Source organism: Sporosarcina sp. ANT_H38 (assembly GCF_008369195.1).
Lineage (GTDB): Bacteria > Bacillota > Bacilli > Bacillales_A > Planococcaceae > Sporosarcina.
In genome coordinates, this window is the sequence record NZ_VOBC01000001.1 from 371,555 (window position 1) to 387,250 (window position 15,696).

The 15,696-nt window shown below is 40.2% G+C and carries 14 protein-coding genes and 1 other annotated feature; of the genes, 11 read left to right on the forward strand and 3 right to left on the reverse strand.

What is annotated here, in order from left to right; translation table 11 throughout:
- From FQ087_RS01880 to FQ087_RS23280, 5 genes are all read left to right on the forward strand, one after another.
- Positions 1-876: a carbohydrate ABC transporter permease gene (locus tag FQ087_RS01880; protein WP_149578866.1), complete on the forward strand. Its 876-nt coding sequence runs from the start codon at positions 1-3 to the stop codon at positions 874-876.
- Positions 877-939: 63 nt separating this feature from the next.
- A complete protein-coding gene (locus FQ087_RS01885; protein ID WP_255452260.1) occupies positions 940-1,512 on the forward strand; it encodes a DUF624 domain-containing protein in 573 nt (190 codons plus the stop codon).
- A 29-nt stretch (positions 1,513-1,541) separates the two neighbouring features.
- Positions 1,542-2,444, forward strand: a complete 903-nt coding sequence (locus tag FQ087_RS01890) for an ROK family protein (protein WP_188006611.1) — start codon at positions 1,542-1,544, stop codon at positions 2,442-2,444.
- 54 nt (positions 2,445-2,498) lie between these two features.
- Positions 2,499-3,839 carry a 6-phospho-beta-glucosidase gene (locus FQ087_RS01895; protein ID WP_149578869.1) on the forward strand — a complete coding sequence of 447 codons (1,341 nt, stop codon included), beginning with the start codon at positions 2,499-2,501 and terminating at the stop codon, positions 3,837-3,839.
- Positions 3,840-4,012: 173 nt separating this feature from the next.
- Positions 4,013-4,108: an IS3 family transposase gene (locus FQ087_RS23280; protein WP_370456057.1), complete on the forward strand. Its 96-nt coding sequence runs from the start codon at positions 4,013-4,015 to the stop codon at positions 4,106-4,108.
- A gap of 709 nt (positions 4,109-4,817) precedes the next feature.
- On the opposite strand, the gene mnmM is transcribed toward FQ087_RS23280, so the two are convergent.
- Both mnmM and mnmL read right to left on the reverse strand, forming a co-directional pair.
- Positions 4,818-5,405 carry a tRNA 5-(aminomethyl)-2-thiouridylate-methyltransferase MnmM gene (mnmM, locus tag FQ087_RS01910; protein ID WP_149580714.1) on the reverse strand — a complete coding sequence of 196 codons (588 nt, stop codon included), beginning with the start codon at positions 5,403-5,405 and terminating at the stop codon, positions 4,818-4,820.
- Positions 5,402-6,361 carry a tRNA modification radical SAM protein MnmL/YtqA gene (mnmL, locus tag FQ087_RS01915; protein ID WP_149578870.1) on the reverse strand — a complete coding sequence of 320 codons (960 nt, stop codon included), beginning with the start codon at positions 6,359-6,361 and terminating at the stop codon, positions 5,402-5,404. Before mnmL ends, mnmM begins: the two co-directional genes overlap by 4 nt.
- A gap of 148 nt (positions 6,362-6,509) precedes the next feature.
- Here mnmL and FQ087_RS01920 point away from each other — a divergent pair, with 148 nt between their 5' ends.
- The 5 genes from FQ087_RS01920 to FQ087_RS01940 all read left to right on the forward strand — a co-directional run bounded on the left by FQ087_RS01920 (position 6,510) and on the right by FQ087_RS01940 (position 13,341).
- Positions 6,510-7,679, forward strand: a complete 1,170-nt coding sequence (locus tag FQ087_RS01920; protein ID WP_149578871.1) for an MDR family MFS transporter — start codon at positions 6,510-6,512, stop codon at positions 7,677-7,679.
- A 304-nt stretch (positions 7,680-7,983) separates the two neighbouring features.
- Entirely contained in the window at positions 7,984-8,670 is a 687-nt protein-coding gene (locus FQ087_RS01925; RefSeq protein ID WP_149578872.1) for a CoA transferase subunit A, read from the forward strand.
- Between the two features lie 18 nt (positions 8,671-8,688).
- Positions 8,689-9,348, forward strand: a complete 660-nt coding sequence (locus FQ087_RS01930) for a 3-oxoacid CoA-transferase subunit B (RefSeq protein ID WP_149578873.1) — start codon at positions 8,689-8,691, stop codon at positions 9,346-9,348.
- 42 nt (positions 9,349-9,390) lie between these two features.
- Positions 9,391-9,612, forward strand: a binding site (T-box leader).
- A 216-nt stretch (positions 9,613-9,828) separates the two neighbouring features.
- Positions 9,829-12,246 carry a leucine--tRNA ligase gene (leuS, locus tag FQ087_RS01935; protein WP_149578874.1) on the forward strand — a complete coding sequence of 806 codons (2,418 nt, stop codon included), beginning with the start codon at positions 9,829-9,831 and terminating at the stop codon, positions 12,244-12,246.
- Positions 12,247-12,498: 252 nt separating this feature from the next.
- Positions 12,499-13,341, forward strand: a complete 843-nt coding sequence (locus tag FQ087_RS01940) for a carbonic anhydrase (RefSeq protein WP_149578875.1) — start codon at positions 12,499-12,501, stop codon at positions 13,339-13,341.
- Between the two features lie 388 nt (positions 13,342-13,729).
- Here the strand turns inward: FQ087_RS01940 and FQ087_RS01945 are convergent, their stop codons facing one another.
- Positions 13,730-15,016, reverse strand: a complete 1,287-nt coding sequence (locus FQ087_RS01945) for a BaiN/RdsA family NAD(P)/FAD-dependent oxidoreductase (RefSeq protein WP_149578876.1) — start codon at positions 15,014-15,016, stop codon at positions 13,730-13,732.
- Positions 15,017-15,360: 344 nt separating this feature from the next.
- Between FQ087_RS01945 and FQ087_RS01950 the strand changes: the two genes are divergently transcribed.
- Positions 15,361-15,672, forward strand: coding sequence for a hypothetical protein (locus FQ087_RS01950; protein WP_149578877.1), 312 nt, complete (start codon positions 15,361-15,363; stop codon positions 15,670-15,672).
- Positions 15,673-15,696 lie beyond the last annotated feature (24 nt).

Here is a 15,696-nt window from a genome sequence, read left to right on the forward strand (position 1 = left end):
ATGAAGACAAACTTGTTAACAAGTGATGACCATTCATCTTTAGTTAATAGATTGAAAGACATAATATTTACAGTTATTAAAAATATCTTTCTAACGATTATTTCATTGTTGATGGTCTATCCACTGTATTGGTTAATAACAAGTGCATTTAAAACAAATGATGAGTTTTTTTCAGACCCTTATTCTCTTCCATCAACCTGGGTGTTTGAAAATATCGTCAGAGCATGGGAAGTGGCAGATTTAGGTCGTGCCATGATAAATTCAACCATTGTTACAGTAAGTGCCACATTGTTAACCGTGTTTTTAGGTGCTCTTACAGCATATGCTTTATCGCGTTTCACATTTAAATTGAAAGGTTTTTTAATTGTATTCTTTTTACTTGGTATGTTAATTCCCATTCATAGTACATTAGTGCCTTTATTCACTATGATGAATTTAGTTGGTTTATTGGATACCTACTGGGCACTTATTCTTCCATATACTGCATTCGAACTTCCAATTGCTATCTTTTTAACAGTAGCTTATATGACGACGATTCCTAAAGAGCTTGAGGAAGCTGCGATTATAGATGGGTCAGGTTATTGGGGGATATTTTTCAAAATGATGCTTCCTTTATCGGTGCCAGCATTATCTACCGTAGCCATTTTGTCGTTTTTACGATACTGGAACGAGTTTGTTTTTGCTCTCGTATTCATTAATGATTCATCGTTAAAAACACTACCTCTGAGTCTAGCCATTTTTTCAGACGGATTCAGTACAGACTATGTATTAACCATGGCAGCCATGACGGTTGCAGTTGTCCCTACGATTGTTATGTATCTGATTTTCCAAGAACAAATCATGAAAGGCATGGTTGCTGGATCTGTTAAAGGATGAAAAATACGTTTATTTTGACACAAATAGATTCTTTTTAGAATGGTGGTGAGGCAGTTGGATCTTATGTTGTCTAAATATGCATTGGCTTTACAGAAGATCTATTGGTTTGCTTATTTACAAATGTTATGGCTGTTGTTCACCTTATGCGGTCTAATCGTTTTTGGGATTTTTCCAGCAACATATGCCCTTTTAACGATGTTCAAAGATGCAGAAGAACTGTCCGCTAGAGAGGCTTTTCACAAATTTAAAACGATCTTTGTTTCTTCATTTAGGGCCATCAACCAAGCGGGATTGATATGGCAAACCATGTTGTTCTTGGTAGCAAGCAACTTGTTCATTATTCCGAATGTTGGTATTTATGTGCAAGTAACAGTCATTGGGGTGCTGGGATTAACGATTCTTGGGATAATTCATTTCTTTCACTACTTTGAGATTGACAAATCAAGCCTATTTCAAATAAAACGAGCTTTTTCATTTGTTTTTTTGCAACCTAGAGAAAATGTGGGGTATATGCTTATCTTAGTAATTCTACTGCTTGCTACTCAATTTATTCCCGGTATTACTTTCTTTTATGGTATAAGTACTTGTGCGTATTTTGTAGTTAAGATAGGAAAGTATGAACATCGTTTAAACTAGAAAGTATGTTAAATAGAGGAGACATGCACATGGAACTACAGAGGTATTTACTGTTTGATATCGGTGGGACTCATGTGAAATGGGGGATTCTAAATCAAGAGGGGAAGATACTATCCAAGAATCATTTTGAGGTACTTGATGTTCATGATGATTCCGTTTTACAAGGTATGCGTAACATAATCATTAGCCATAAGAATGTAGTAAAGGGAATCGGTATTAGTGCACCAGGATTTATTGACTCTGCGACAGGATATATTGAAAAAGGTGGAGCGATAAAGTTTTTCGATGACTTCCATTTGAAAAGTATCCTTGAAGATGAATTTAATGTATCAGTCACGATAGAAAACGATGTTAATTGTGTTGCGCTAGCAGAGCAATGGCTAGGAAATGGAAAGGGACTCAAAGATTTTATCTGCATAACAATCGGGACCAGTATAGGTGGCTCACTTATTATAAATGGAGAGTTGTATGGTGGTCACTCATTTCGGGCAGGTGAATTCGGTTACATAATCACGGAGGATATGAATCATAGAACACCATTAGAAGGACGCATGGGTCGTACTTCCTCGATGTCGATCCTTCGAAAAAAATATGCCAATCATTATTCCATGCCACTGTGTGAAGTGTCTGGTGAACGAATATTTCAAGACTTTGATGCAAAGGATCCTTTTGCAAGCGAACTGGTTGACACCTTTTATCAGAATTTAGCCATTGGAATCTATAACATTACGTCTATTTTTAATCCTGAAAAAGTGTTGATTGGCGGTGGAATAACAGCTAGGGAACTATTCTTAGACGAGTTAACAAGTAAAATAGATTCGCTAAACGAATTCTTTGATATTAAAATAGATCTTTGTTATTTTAAAAACGATTCCGGTCTTGTGGGTGCTTTAGTACACCATCTTAATCAAAAAACAGTGAGACATGGATAAGAAATGCAGATTACAAGCACTCATATTCTCTTTAATTGAAAGGAGCAATTGAATATGCTTGAAAAAGAAAGACTGAAAATTGTTGCAATCGGTGGTGGATCTAGTTATACACCAGAGTTAATTGAAGGTTTTATTAAAAGGTACGCCACTCTCCCGATAAAAGAATTATGGCTAGTCGATATTCTAGAAGGGGAGACAAAACTTGGTATAGTCGGAGCTTTGGCTAAAAGAATGGTTAAAGAAGCAAACATCCCTATGAAAATACATTTAACATTGGACCGTAAACTAGCTTTGAAAGATGCTGACTTTGTTACAACTCAACTAAGAGTTGGAGGACTGCAAGCGAGAGTGATGGATGAAAAAATCCCACTTAAATATGGAGTGATTGGCCAAGAGACAAACGGTCCAGGGGGCTTGTTTAACGCACTTAGAACGATTCCGGTAATACTTGATATTGTGAATGAAATGGAAGAATTATGTCCAAACGCATGGTTGGTTAATTTTACAAATCCTGCAGGGATGATAATGGAAGCGATTTATCGCCATTCGAACTGGAGAAGGGCGGTGGGGTTATGCAATGTACCGATTGGGATGACAAGGGCAGTAGCTAAATCTCTTGAAGTAGAGCCGGAACGTATTCATATAGATTTTGCTGGGTTAAATCATATGGTTTTCGGCTTAGATATATATATAGATGGTAAGCGAGTTACTGACAACGCGATGAACGCAATTGCTTCTAACAAGCGTTCCATTACTATGAAAAATATTGCAGAGCTAGATTGGGAACCAGATTTTCAAAAAGCATTAAACATTCTCCTATGCCCCTATCACCGATATTACTATAAGACTCATGAAATGCTTTTAGAAGAGATAAGAAGTGCAAAAGGGGTAGGCACACGTGCAGAGGTAGTTCAAAATCTAGAAGAAGAACTTTTTGACCTTTATAAAGACGAGAATTTACGAGGAAAACCTGAACAATTGGAAAAGCGTGGAGGCGCCTATTACAGTGATGCTGCCTGTAGTTTGATTGACTCCATATATAATGATAAAGGTGATATCCAAACGGTTAACACTCTTAACCAAGGCGCTATCGCTAGTATTCCTAATAATTCTGCTGTTGAAATAAATTGTGTTATTAAGAAAAGTGGACCAAAACCTATCGCTATAGGAGATCTGCCAGTACCAGTAAGGGGACTTGTACAGCAAATAAAATCATTTGAACGCACAGCATGCGAGGCTGCAGTAACTGGGGATTACCAGAAAGCACTAGTAGCTATGATAATCAACCCACTCGTTACGTCTGATACGATAGGCAAAAAAATACTCGATGAAATGCTTGAAGCACAAAAGAAGTTTTTGCCGCGATTTCACAAAATTTTGGGCAAAGGTATATAATTCTAAGGGAAAAGGGTTGTTAAGCAGTGCGAAACAGACAGCTCGTCAACTAATTGCATTTATGGCGAATGCAGATTTTAAAACAGCGGGCCCGAGTGCTTTTTTGTGTGATTATTGAAGGTTAGTTAGAAGCGGATTAATAAGGTGGGTGACTGACCGAATAACATTGCTGACTGTTCAAAGTTGTCAAGGCAGATTTCATGAACAGCGTGCACTTTTACAGTCTTGACCCGCTGGTACTTGAACTAAATGATTACGTAAACTGGTAGACTAAAATTAGTATCCACAGTACGCTCGATTATAAAAGTCAGTTAGAGTACAGATTGCAGACGTTATAAAATTTGTTCGATTTAAAGTTGACCAAACCAACCCGAGCAGGCAGTTATCAGCTGACACTATTAGCCATGATAATCAACCAGTTTACTATTTCTGATACGATAGGAAAAAATACTTGAAGCATACTAGGAATTATTGCCGCAACTTCACTAAAGTACTTCAACGGGGACCTGTTTTAATTGGAATATAAAAAAAGACCAGAAGAAACCAAAAGTTTCTCTGGTCTTTTTATTACTCTTCAATTTAAAGTAAAGGGAACTAGAAACCAAGTAAGGCCAACTTGTTGAAAGTCGTTACTATCAAGAGAACAGTTATTTTAGTAATTTAAACTTCATGGCATATTCAACAAGTTCGCTTTTCTTGGAAATACTAAGTTTGTTTATGAGTGTTGCAAACTTTGGAGGTCGTACCACCTTTCACAGTTGGATCTGCAGTTGGTTTGAGAGGTTTCTTGAGTTATATCCTGAGGAGTAAAACAACTAGAGCGTAGCATGGGGAAACCCGCTTAAGGATTTTTGAAAAACGGCCTGAACTCCCATTTTCTGGAGTTCAGGCCGTTTTTTTTATTTCAAGTCATGTGAGTGAAGGGGGTTTTATATTTGGCTCATTTAGCTGAGTAAATTCAAAGCATCTTTTTTCCTATCAATCAACACGTTTGACTGTCTCAAATTCCTTCATCTTTTCAAGGAGAATAAGAAACGGAGGATTGTTTCGCTGATTGATCATTTCATAACGAATCACATGGACATCGGCTTGATGCAGATTTTTCACGTAAGCAAGAAGTGCATCCCGTTCTTCTCCGCCGCCTTCATGCCCATCATAGACAGAGACTGCGATGATTCCGCCTTTTTTCAGCAAACGGAGCATCGTATCGATCGCTTGGATTGTTGAATCGGCTTTTGTAACAATAGTCAAATCTTCACTATGCGGCAAATAACCAAGATTGAAAACTGCACAGCCAATTTGCCCATTGACATATTTTTCGACATTGGCATGACTATCCAATATGAGTGATACGCGTTCACTTAAATCACCAAGTCTTTCGGCTGTCGTGTCGAGTGCGGCTTGTTGAATGTCGAACGCTAAAACATGTCCGGTTTCACCGACAAGATCAGCTAAAAAGATTGTATCGTTCCCGTTTCCGGTTGTTGCATCGACAACAGTTTCTCCAGCATGAACGGTTTCATTAAAAAATTGTCTTGCAAAAGGAAGGATGCGATGTAGCTTCAAGTCATTTCGACCGCCCCTGCATAATGTTTCCCTTGCCAGCTGTTTCGACGTTCGAGTTCTTTGTCGATGCCATTCAACACTTCCCATTTCGTAACGCTCCACATCGGACCAATCATCAATTCAATCGGACCATCACCTGTGATGCGGTGGACAATCATTTCTGGCGGCAGGATTTCAAGTTGGTCTACGACAAGATTAATATATTCATCTTTTGTGAGAAACTCCAAGTGCCCTTTTTCATATTGCTTCACCATTGGCGTTCCTTTTAATAAGTGAAGCAAATGAATTTTAATACCTTGAACATCCAATTTCGCAACTTCACGTGCTGTTTCCATCATCATGTCGTAATCTTCAAGTGGTAGACCGTTAATGATATGCGTGCAAACACGGATGCCGCGCTTGCGCAGTTTTTCGACCCCTTCAACATACGAAGCGAAATCATGCGCGCGATTGACGAGCTTAGCTGTTTTTTCATGGACCGTTTGCAAGCCAAGTTCAACCCACAAATAAGTGCGTTCATTTAACTCGGCCAAATAGTCAACGACATCATCAGGTAAACAATCTGGACGAGTTGCAATTGATAACGCGATGACACCTTCTTGCGCGAGTGCCGCTTCAAATTTCTCTTTTAGCTTTGGAAGTGGTGCGTGTGTATTCGTATAGGCTTGGAAATACGCCATGTATTTGCCGTCTTTCCATTTCTTATGCATTCTCTCGCTGATTTCTGCGAATTGGACATCAATCGGATCAACGCGGTCTCCAGCGAAATCTCCAGATCCTGCAACACTGCAAAACGTACAGCCACCAAACGCAACCGTGCCGTCCCGGTTCGGGCAATCAAACCCTGCGTCAAGCGCAACTTTCATTACTTTGAATCCGAATTCATCTTTCAAGTGACGTGACCATGTATGATAGCGTTTCCCTTCTGTAGGGAAAGGTAAGTTTAAGTTGTCCATTTTATTCACTCCTCTAACAGCTAATTGTATCATGTTTTTCCGTTATAGTATCATCTGAATTATGGAACTTTTTCTGATTGACTTGTCTGAAAGTGGAGATAGTCATACAATCTTACTAACTTCATGTATGAACGGGGAGACGGATGGTATGCCTAAAAAAGTGTGGCTTCTTGTGATTGGGATGTTTATAAATGTCATGGGTAACTCTTTTCTATGGCCACTTAATACGATTTATATGCACGATTATTTAGGGAAATCACTTTCAGTCGCTGGACTTGTGCTAATGGCGAATGCCGGGGCAGGTGTCGTGGGCAACTTGCTTGGTGGTTACTTATTTGACCGAATAGGTGGATTCAAATCCATTATGGCTGGGATCATTATTTCGATTATTACTTTGGTTGGCCTTGTATTTTGGCATGATTGGCAACCATATATTTGGTTTTTGACGCTCCTCGGCTTTAGTGGGGGCCTTATTTTTCCGAGTATGTATGCGATGGTCGCAACACTATGGCCGGAGGGTGGAAGGAAAGCTTTTAACTCGATTTACCTTGCTCAGAACGTCGGTGTGGCGATTGGACCAGCCCTAGCGGGACTTGTCGCATCTATTAGTATTGACTATATTTTTCCCGCGAATTTAGTGTTTTATGTCATATTTTTCTTTATCGCTTTCTTCGGTTATCGCAAACTTGAAATTGCGCCTGATCGTCACACAAGTGTCATTAAAGAGAACAAGAAAATTCGTCAAAAAGCACCTTTTTATGCACTACTTATTATTTCAAGTGGTTATCTGATTATGTGGCTCGTCTATTCTCAGTGGATGACGACAATTTCTACGCACTCATTATCACTTGGCATTTCATTGAAACAATATAGTTTACTCTGGACGATAAATGGACTGCTGATTGTTATTGGGCAACCAATTATTAAGCCTGTCATATCCAGGCTTGAGAATAAGATAAAAACGCAAATAATTATCGGGATTATTATTTTCAGTATTTCTTATATCGTAGTTAGTTTTGCAGCATCATTCACAATGTTCATTGTCGCAATGGTTATTGTGACATTTGGAGAGATGTTTGTCTGGCCAGCTGTACCAACCATTGCGAGCCAGCTTTCTCCTAAAGGAAGGGAAGGGTTTTATCAGGGAATCGTCAATTCCTTCGCGACAATGGGTCGGATGTTCGGGCCATTCATTGGGGGAATTCTGGCTGACCAATATGGTATGCAAGTGATGCTATTAATTTTGACGGCATTTATGATCATTCCAATCATCACCAGTTTGCTATACGACCGGCCTATTAAAAAAGCTGGTCATTAAATCGGAAAGCCGTTTATAGGCTTTCCGATTTTTTTGTAAAATAATAAAGGTCTCGGTCTGGGGATAACAGACAAAAGAATCTATTTCACGTCTAGACTTCAGTGCCTAGAGGATCGGAGACCCACAGGATGTAGATCCTGCGCTGTTGCGCAGGACGCGGTACAGTTAGGCTGCGTTCATGTTGAACAGGCACTTTCACTTTTGTTCTGTGCGCTACTATCGTTGCAACATTCGATAGAGTTTGATTTAATTAAGGAGAAGGATTTTTACGTAATTTTCGAACGATTCAAAAGGGGGATGTAAAATGAAACCGATTTATTCATCAGCGAAAGAGGCGGTTGCACAGATTGAAGATGGTGCAACATTAATGGTTGGGGGATTTGGATTAGTAGGAATTCCGGAACAACTCATTTTAGCTCTAGTTGACAAAGGTGTGAAAAACTTAACGGTTATTTCAAATAACTGTGGAGTCGACGAGTGGGGACTTGGACTTCTATTGAAGAATAAACAGATTAAGAAAATGATAGGCTCATATGTTGGCGAGAATAAAGAATTCGAACGCCAAGTACTATCTGGTGAGGTTGAAGTCGAGTTGACACCCCAAGGAACACTTGCAGAAAAGATTCGCGCAGGTGGAGCTGGTATACCTGCATTTTTCACACCGGCCGGTGTTGGAACACTCGTTGCGGAAGGGAAAGAAATCCGTATTTTTGACGGTAAAGAGTATGTTCTTGAAGGTGCGCTTCGTGCAGATTTCTCACTTATTCGTGCAGCAAAAGCCGACAAATTCGGTAATTTAATTTACAATAAAACCGCACAAAACTTCAATCCGATGATGGCGGCTGCTGGGAAATTCACAATTGCGGAAGTGGAGGAAATCGTGGAAACGGGCGATCTTGATCCAATGGCTATTCATACACCAAGCATTTATGTGCAAGGACTTCTGGAGGCACAACAAGAAAAACGAATTGAGCGTCTGACGACTCGCTAAGGAAAGGGGAATTGTGATATGGGAGAAGTGAATGTAAGGGAACGAATCGCAAGACGGGCTGAAAAAGAAATTGAAGACGGTAACTACGTCAATCTTGGGATTGGCATGCCGACGCTCGTTGCTAACTATATATCGCCTGATAAAACGGTCGTACTTCAATCTGAAAATGGATTGCTGGGCATTGGACCTTATCCGACTTCGGATGAAGTTGATCCGGATCTGATTAACGCGGGAAAAGAAACGGTTACCTCTATTCCAGGTTCGGCATACTTTAACAGTGCTGAATCGTTCGCGATGATTCGCGGAGGACATGTCGACGTTGCCATACTTGGCGCAATGGAAGTTTCTGAAAAAGGGGATTTGGCTAACTGGATGATTCCTGGAAAGATGATCAAAGGTATGGGCGGTGCAATGGATCTTGTTCATGGTGCGCGAAAAATCATTGTCATTATGGATCACGTTGCGAAAGACGGCTCCTCGAAGATTAAGAAAGAATGTTCACTGCCTTTAACGGGGAAAGCAGTCGTTCATAAAATTATTACAGAACGTGCATTAATTGACGTGACAGCAGAAGGACTTGAATTGAAAGAAGTATTTGAGGGGTTCACAATTCAGCAAGTCATTGATTCGACAGAAGCGGTGTTAATTGTGAAGGATGTTATTGAAGGCGTAAAATGATTGTTGTTAAAATGACACGATTCGGGTAAACTAATAGCAATAGCTTTGGCATTGATGAGGAATAGTAATCTTTGCTGTCGATTTTAGAGAGCAGGCGGTTGGTGGAAGCCTGTACGACAGAGATGAACTCGCCTTGGAGCCTGCATTGGTGAATTATTTATTATTACTAGCCCGTGCCGTTTTTCCGCGTTAAGGAGTCAAGTTGGGCGGTTTTTCCGTCAATTTGGGTGGCACCGCGGGAATTATATTACTCTCGTCCCTTATTTTTTTAAGGGACGGGAGTTTTTTTATTTTCATTCTGTTGGTGTTCATGCACCGGCTGAATGAAAATAAACGAAGGCAACCTAAATGCGCCACGTCCTGTCGCAACAAGGATGGATGCAGTTCAATCCTTCCCCCGTGCAGGCCGCAATCTCGATTCAAAATTTGGATGCAATAATTACGCCGAGGCGCGATTGATTTGAAATGGAGGAATTGTAAATGAGTTATAATCACGGACAAATTGAGAAGAAGTGGCAACAATACTGGAAAGACAATAAAACGTACAAAATGAAGGACGATCCGTCTAAACCGAAGTTTTTTGCGCTGGATATGTTCCCGTATCCATCAGGTGTGGGGCTTCACGTCGGGCATCCACTTGGCTATATCGCGACAGATATTTTGAGTTCATTCAAACGGAAGCAAGGTTTTAATGTCCTGCATCCGATGGGCTGGGATGCATTTGGTCTTCCAGCAGAGCAATACGCGCTTGATACAGGCAATGATCCTGTCGAATTCACAGCGAAAAATATCGCTACATTCAAACGTCAAATGAATGATCTTGGTTTTTCTTATGACTGGGATCGTGAAATTAATACGACAGATCCATCTTATTACAAGTGGACGCAATGGATTTTCATCCAACTTTACAATAAAGGCTTAGCTTACGTTGACGAAGTTGCTGTTAACTGGTGCCCCGCACTAGGTACTGTTCTTGCGAATGAAGAAGTAATCGATGGTAAGTCAGAACGTGGTGGGCACCCGGTTGAGCGTCGCCCGATGCGTCAATGGGTATTGCGTATTACGAATTATGCAGATCGCCTTCTTGAAGACCTTGATGAACTTGACTGGCCAGAAAGTTTGAAAGATATGCAGCGTAACTGGATTGGGCGTTCTGAAGGTGCACAGCTGACGTTCGAAATCGACGGGACAGATCTGTCGTTTGAAGCATTCACGACACGTCCGGATACGATTTTTGGAGCGACGTACGCAGTACTCGCACCTGAATTGAAGTTGGTCGAAAAAGTAACAACTGCTGAACAGAAGGATGCAGTTGAAAAATACCTGAACGAAGTGAAATTGAAGAGTGATCTTGAGCGTACAGATCTTGCAAAAGAGAAGACTGGCGTGTTCACAGGAGCGTATGCGATTAACCCAGCAAGTGGCGAGAAAATGCCAATCTGGATTGCAGACTATGTACTTGCTACCTATGGCACAGGCGCCATCATGGCGGTTCCTGCACATGATGAGCGGGATTACGAGTTCGCAAAAGAGTTTAATCTACCAATTATTGAAGTAGTCGCAGGCGGCGATGTTTCAACAGAAGCTTATACGGGCGATGGGGAGCATATCAATTCCGGATTTCTGAATGGTTTAGGGAAAGAGGCTGCCATCGAAAAAGCAATCGCTTGGTTCATGGAACAAGGCAAAGGTGAGAAGAAAATTACCTTCCGCCTGCGTGACTGGCTATTTTCAAGACAACGTTACTGGGGCGAGCCAATTCCAATTATACATTGGGAAGATGGCACAATGACACCTGTTGAAGAAGCAGATTTACCACTTGTATTGCCGATAACAGATAATATAAAACCGAGTGGAACAGGCGAATCACCACTTGCCAACATTACAGAATGGGTGAACGTAACGCATCCTGTGACAGGTATGAAAGGGCGCCGCGAAACGAATACGATGCCACAATGGGCGGGTAGCTGTTGGTATTATTTGCGCTACATCGATCCTGATAATGATGAAATGATTATCGATCCAGAACTTGCGAAACGTTGGTTACCTGCTGACATTTACGTTGGCGGCGCAGAACACGCAGTTCTTCATCTTCTTTACGCTCGATTCTGGCATAAAGTGTTGTACGATATTGGCGTTGTTCACACGAAAGAGCCATTCCAGAAATTGTTCAACCAAGGGATGATTCTTGGTGAAGGTAATGAGAAAATGTCGAAATCAAAAGGCAATGTAGTTAATCCAGATGATATCGTTCATTCACACGGGGCAGATTCACTTCGTCTCTATGAAATGTTCATGGGGCCTTTGGAAGGTTCGAAACCATGGACGACAAATGGTCTCGACGGAGCACGCCGTTTCCTTGATCGTATCTGGCGTCTGCTTGTCAATGAAGATGGCTCGCTTAGTACGAAAATTGGTGGCAAAACGGGTGGGTCACTTGAAAAGGTTTACCATCAAACTGTGAGAAAAGTGACAGATGACTTCGAAGGAATGCGCAATAATACAGCGATTTCTCAGATGATGGTGTTCATTAATGAAGGTTATAAAGTCGATTCGATTCCGAAAGAGTATGTTGAAGGTTTCGTTAAGATGATAGCTCCTATTGTTCCGCATCTTGCAGAAGAGCTATGGGAGAAGTTAGGTCATACTAGTACGATTACGTATGAACAATGGCCGACATTTGACGCTTCAAAACTTGTCGACGATACAGTTGAAATGGCTGTTCAACTTAACGGCAAAGTGCGTGCGAAAATCGTCGTATCGAAAGACGTTACGAAGGATGAACTTGAAAAGCTTGCTCTAGAAGATGAAAATGTGAAAGCACTTCTTGAAGGTAAAGAAGTCAAGAAAATCATCGCGATTCCAGGTAGACTGATTAATATTGTTGCAGTAGGGTAAAAAATCCGCTGAAAGAGCTACGTCTCTTTCGGCGGATTTTTGTATATACAATAGGCTTATCATAGGTTTTATCTGTTGATAATTGATAAAACCTATGATAAAAGTACATAGTTGATAGCATTAACCATGAAATAGATTTTAGTATGTAAGTTTTTTAGTGAAAAAGGATGTATCTTAATGATCATTGAATAGTGTAAAATATATTAGTAAAGATTTTATTTACAAATGTATAATGAAAAAGGGGTTTTACAGATGATGAAGAAAAAAGTTTTTTATCCAATTTTGTTTACTTGTCTTTTGTTATCACTAGCTGCTTGTTCTTCTGAGACAGCCGATGTGCCGAAAGAAGATAAGGCTCCACAAAAGGTTCAAGAAGAGAAGCAAACAACAGAGGTTGAACCGGCTCATTGGTCATATGAAGGAGAAACTGGTCCGGAATATTGGGGGGATTTAGATCCTACCAACGCCGTTTGTACCAATGGTGAGGAACAGTCTCCGATTAACATCGAAACGGCAAAAACCGAGAAAGATGACGTAGTTGAGGAGTTGAATTTTAACTATACTCCAACCAATTTTTCTTTAGCTAACAATGGTCATACGATTCAAGGAAATCCAACAGCAATAGATAATTCCATTGTCGTTGACGGAGAAGAGTACAAGTTAGCTCAATTCCATTTCCATACTCCGAGCGAGCACGAATTTAACGGACAGAGTTTTGATATGGAACTTCATTTAGTGCATAAAAGTGCGAATAATGAATTAGCCGTTATCGGTTTAATGATTAAAGAAGGTGTGGATAACACTGCTTTAGAGCAAGCATGGAATGTCCTACCTAAAGAAGTAACAACTAAAGATGTAAAAGTTACCGAAGCAATAGATTTAATGGGATTATTGCCAGAAAATAAGCAAACTTTCCGTTATGAAGGATCTTTGACTACTCCACCATGTTCAGAAGAAGTGGAATGGATTGTCTTGGAACAGCCAATTGAAATGTCTAAGGAACAAATTGATTTATTCCGTCAAATTTTCGAAGACAATCATCGCCCAGTTCAGCCTTTAAACGACCGCGAAATAGATATTGAACCAAGTTTGTAAAAGAATTCGCTAATAAGAAAAACCCCCTTCGGAAATTGAGGGGGTTTTTCTTATATGTCTCAATGGTTAAGTAGGGTGGAGGAAAAAACACCTTACTGAATCAATTTCATAATAGAGTTATAAAACGGGAAAAACGAACAATGTTGATTTCCGCTTCAGGTGGACGCTTTCCGCGGGCACGGCTTCAGCCTCCTCGTCGTTTCACTCCTGCGGGGTCTTCAGCTCGCGCTATTCCCGCAGGAGTCGCCACCTTCCGCTACATTCAACGAGAGTAGTCCGAAAGATTGGCGTACAATGAATTGATAGATGAATTATACTGTTCGTCTTTACACAAGAAATAAGTAATTGTGAAATTGATTCTACTAAGTGTTTTTAAATTACTTTAAAATTATAGATTAGTGGTCGCGTGCTCTCCTGCATTTATCCCAGCAATTCTGCCAGTTACAAGTGCAGAAGTTATATTATAACCGCCAGTGTAACCATGAATATCCAAAATTTCGCCGCAGAAGTAAAGACCTTCTTTCTTACGAGAACCTAGCGTTTTCGGAACGATCTCTTTTACGGAGACTCCGCCGCCAGTGACGAATGCTTTTTCAAGCGGCTGTGTACCATTGACGTTCATTGAAAAAGCTTTCAACAATTTCGTTAATGTGCGTATTTTTTCTACCTGCATTTGGGCACCGGTTTCAGATGGATCAATTCCTGCCCGGTCGAATAGAAACAGCATCCAACGTTCAGGGACAATTCCTTTTAACACATTTTTGACTGCTTTTGTTGAATCCTCTTTTAATGTGGTATTGAGCAGTTGGAATACTTTCTCTTCATTCAACGCGGGCAAAGAGTCGATTCTCATTTCAACGGGTTTGTTGCCATTTTTCATACGTTCTTTCACCACGAATTGACTGCATCGCAAAATTGCTGGGCCGCTTAAGCCGAAATGAGTGAACAACATGTCCATTTGGTGTGTGATAAGATTCTTTCCTTTGGCGTTAAGAACGGATACTGCTACATCACGAAGTGCAAGACCTTGTAAATCCTTTGAAACAATGAAAGCCTCATTTGATAATAAAGGAACTTCTGTTGGATAAAGTTCTGTTACGGTATGTCCGGCTTTTTCTGCCCATGGATAACCGTCTCCCGTTGAACCAGTTTGGGGAACTGCTTTTCCACCGACTGCAACAACGACTGCATGAGAACGAATTTCCTCGCCAGAATCCAACCTGACACCTAAAATTTGCTCTTCATTCATCAAAAGTTTTTTAACGCGCGTTTCTAGTTTCACTTCAACATTTAATCGATCCATTTCTGCCAACAACGCATTAACAACGTCTTTTGCTTTGTTCGAAACGGGAAACATCCTACCGTGATCTTCTTCTTTTAATGCAACACCGAGACCTTCGAAAAACGAAATAATATCTTCATTATTGAACACGGCAAAGGGACCGTATAAAAATCGACCATTGCCTGGAATGTTTTTAACGATTTCTTCTTGTGGCAAACGATTTGTAACGTTACAGCGTCCGCCTCCAGAAATAGCCAATTTAGTGCCGAGTTTTTTACCTTTTTCAAGAAGGAGAACTTTCCTTCCACCTTCAGCAGCAGCGATCGAAGCCATCAATCCTGATGGCCCTCCGCCGATGATGATGACGTCTATATCAACATTAGTAGTAGTCATTTTGTTATCAAGCCTTTCGGTAATGGATTATTAACTATCAGTTTACCACAGCATCATCAAAAAAAATGGATGCGGTAAAAATGAAGAAAACATAGCAACTGCATGTGGTATAATTATAATTGATTTCACAAAAAAATTTCAAGAAACGTCGTATATACTGAGCATATGATTATATATGAAAACTGAGCGAATGGTATCATTATTTTAACTTATATAGTAAGAATGCTTGTGGAATGATTCACCAATTTCGAGATAGTGCTTTTAATAAATAGAAATAATGAAGAAGCAGAGTTAAATGTACATGAGTATATTTACTTTGACGAAGAATCGGGAGAGGTTACGGAATGACTCAAGAAGTAAATAAAGAAGTTGAAGGTCAAATAAGTCAGCAAGTTGGTTATCAAGAGAAATCGTACCCAACGAGCGCAGAGAACGAACAAATAAGACATGAAGCATTTCAACAAAAAGAATGCCAGCGCATCTTTAATAAACTGATTAGCCATGCAGGAGGATTTGATGTTGTGCGAAAAGGCCGGAGAACGATAGCAAAAAAAATTGCAACTACATGCTTCCTGAACTCAACGGAGCCTGACTATGAAGGATTTAAGCAAGGTGTGCTAATTGCTAACGAACAAATTATATTGAAACGAAATTAACCACACTGAACGTACCTATATAAA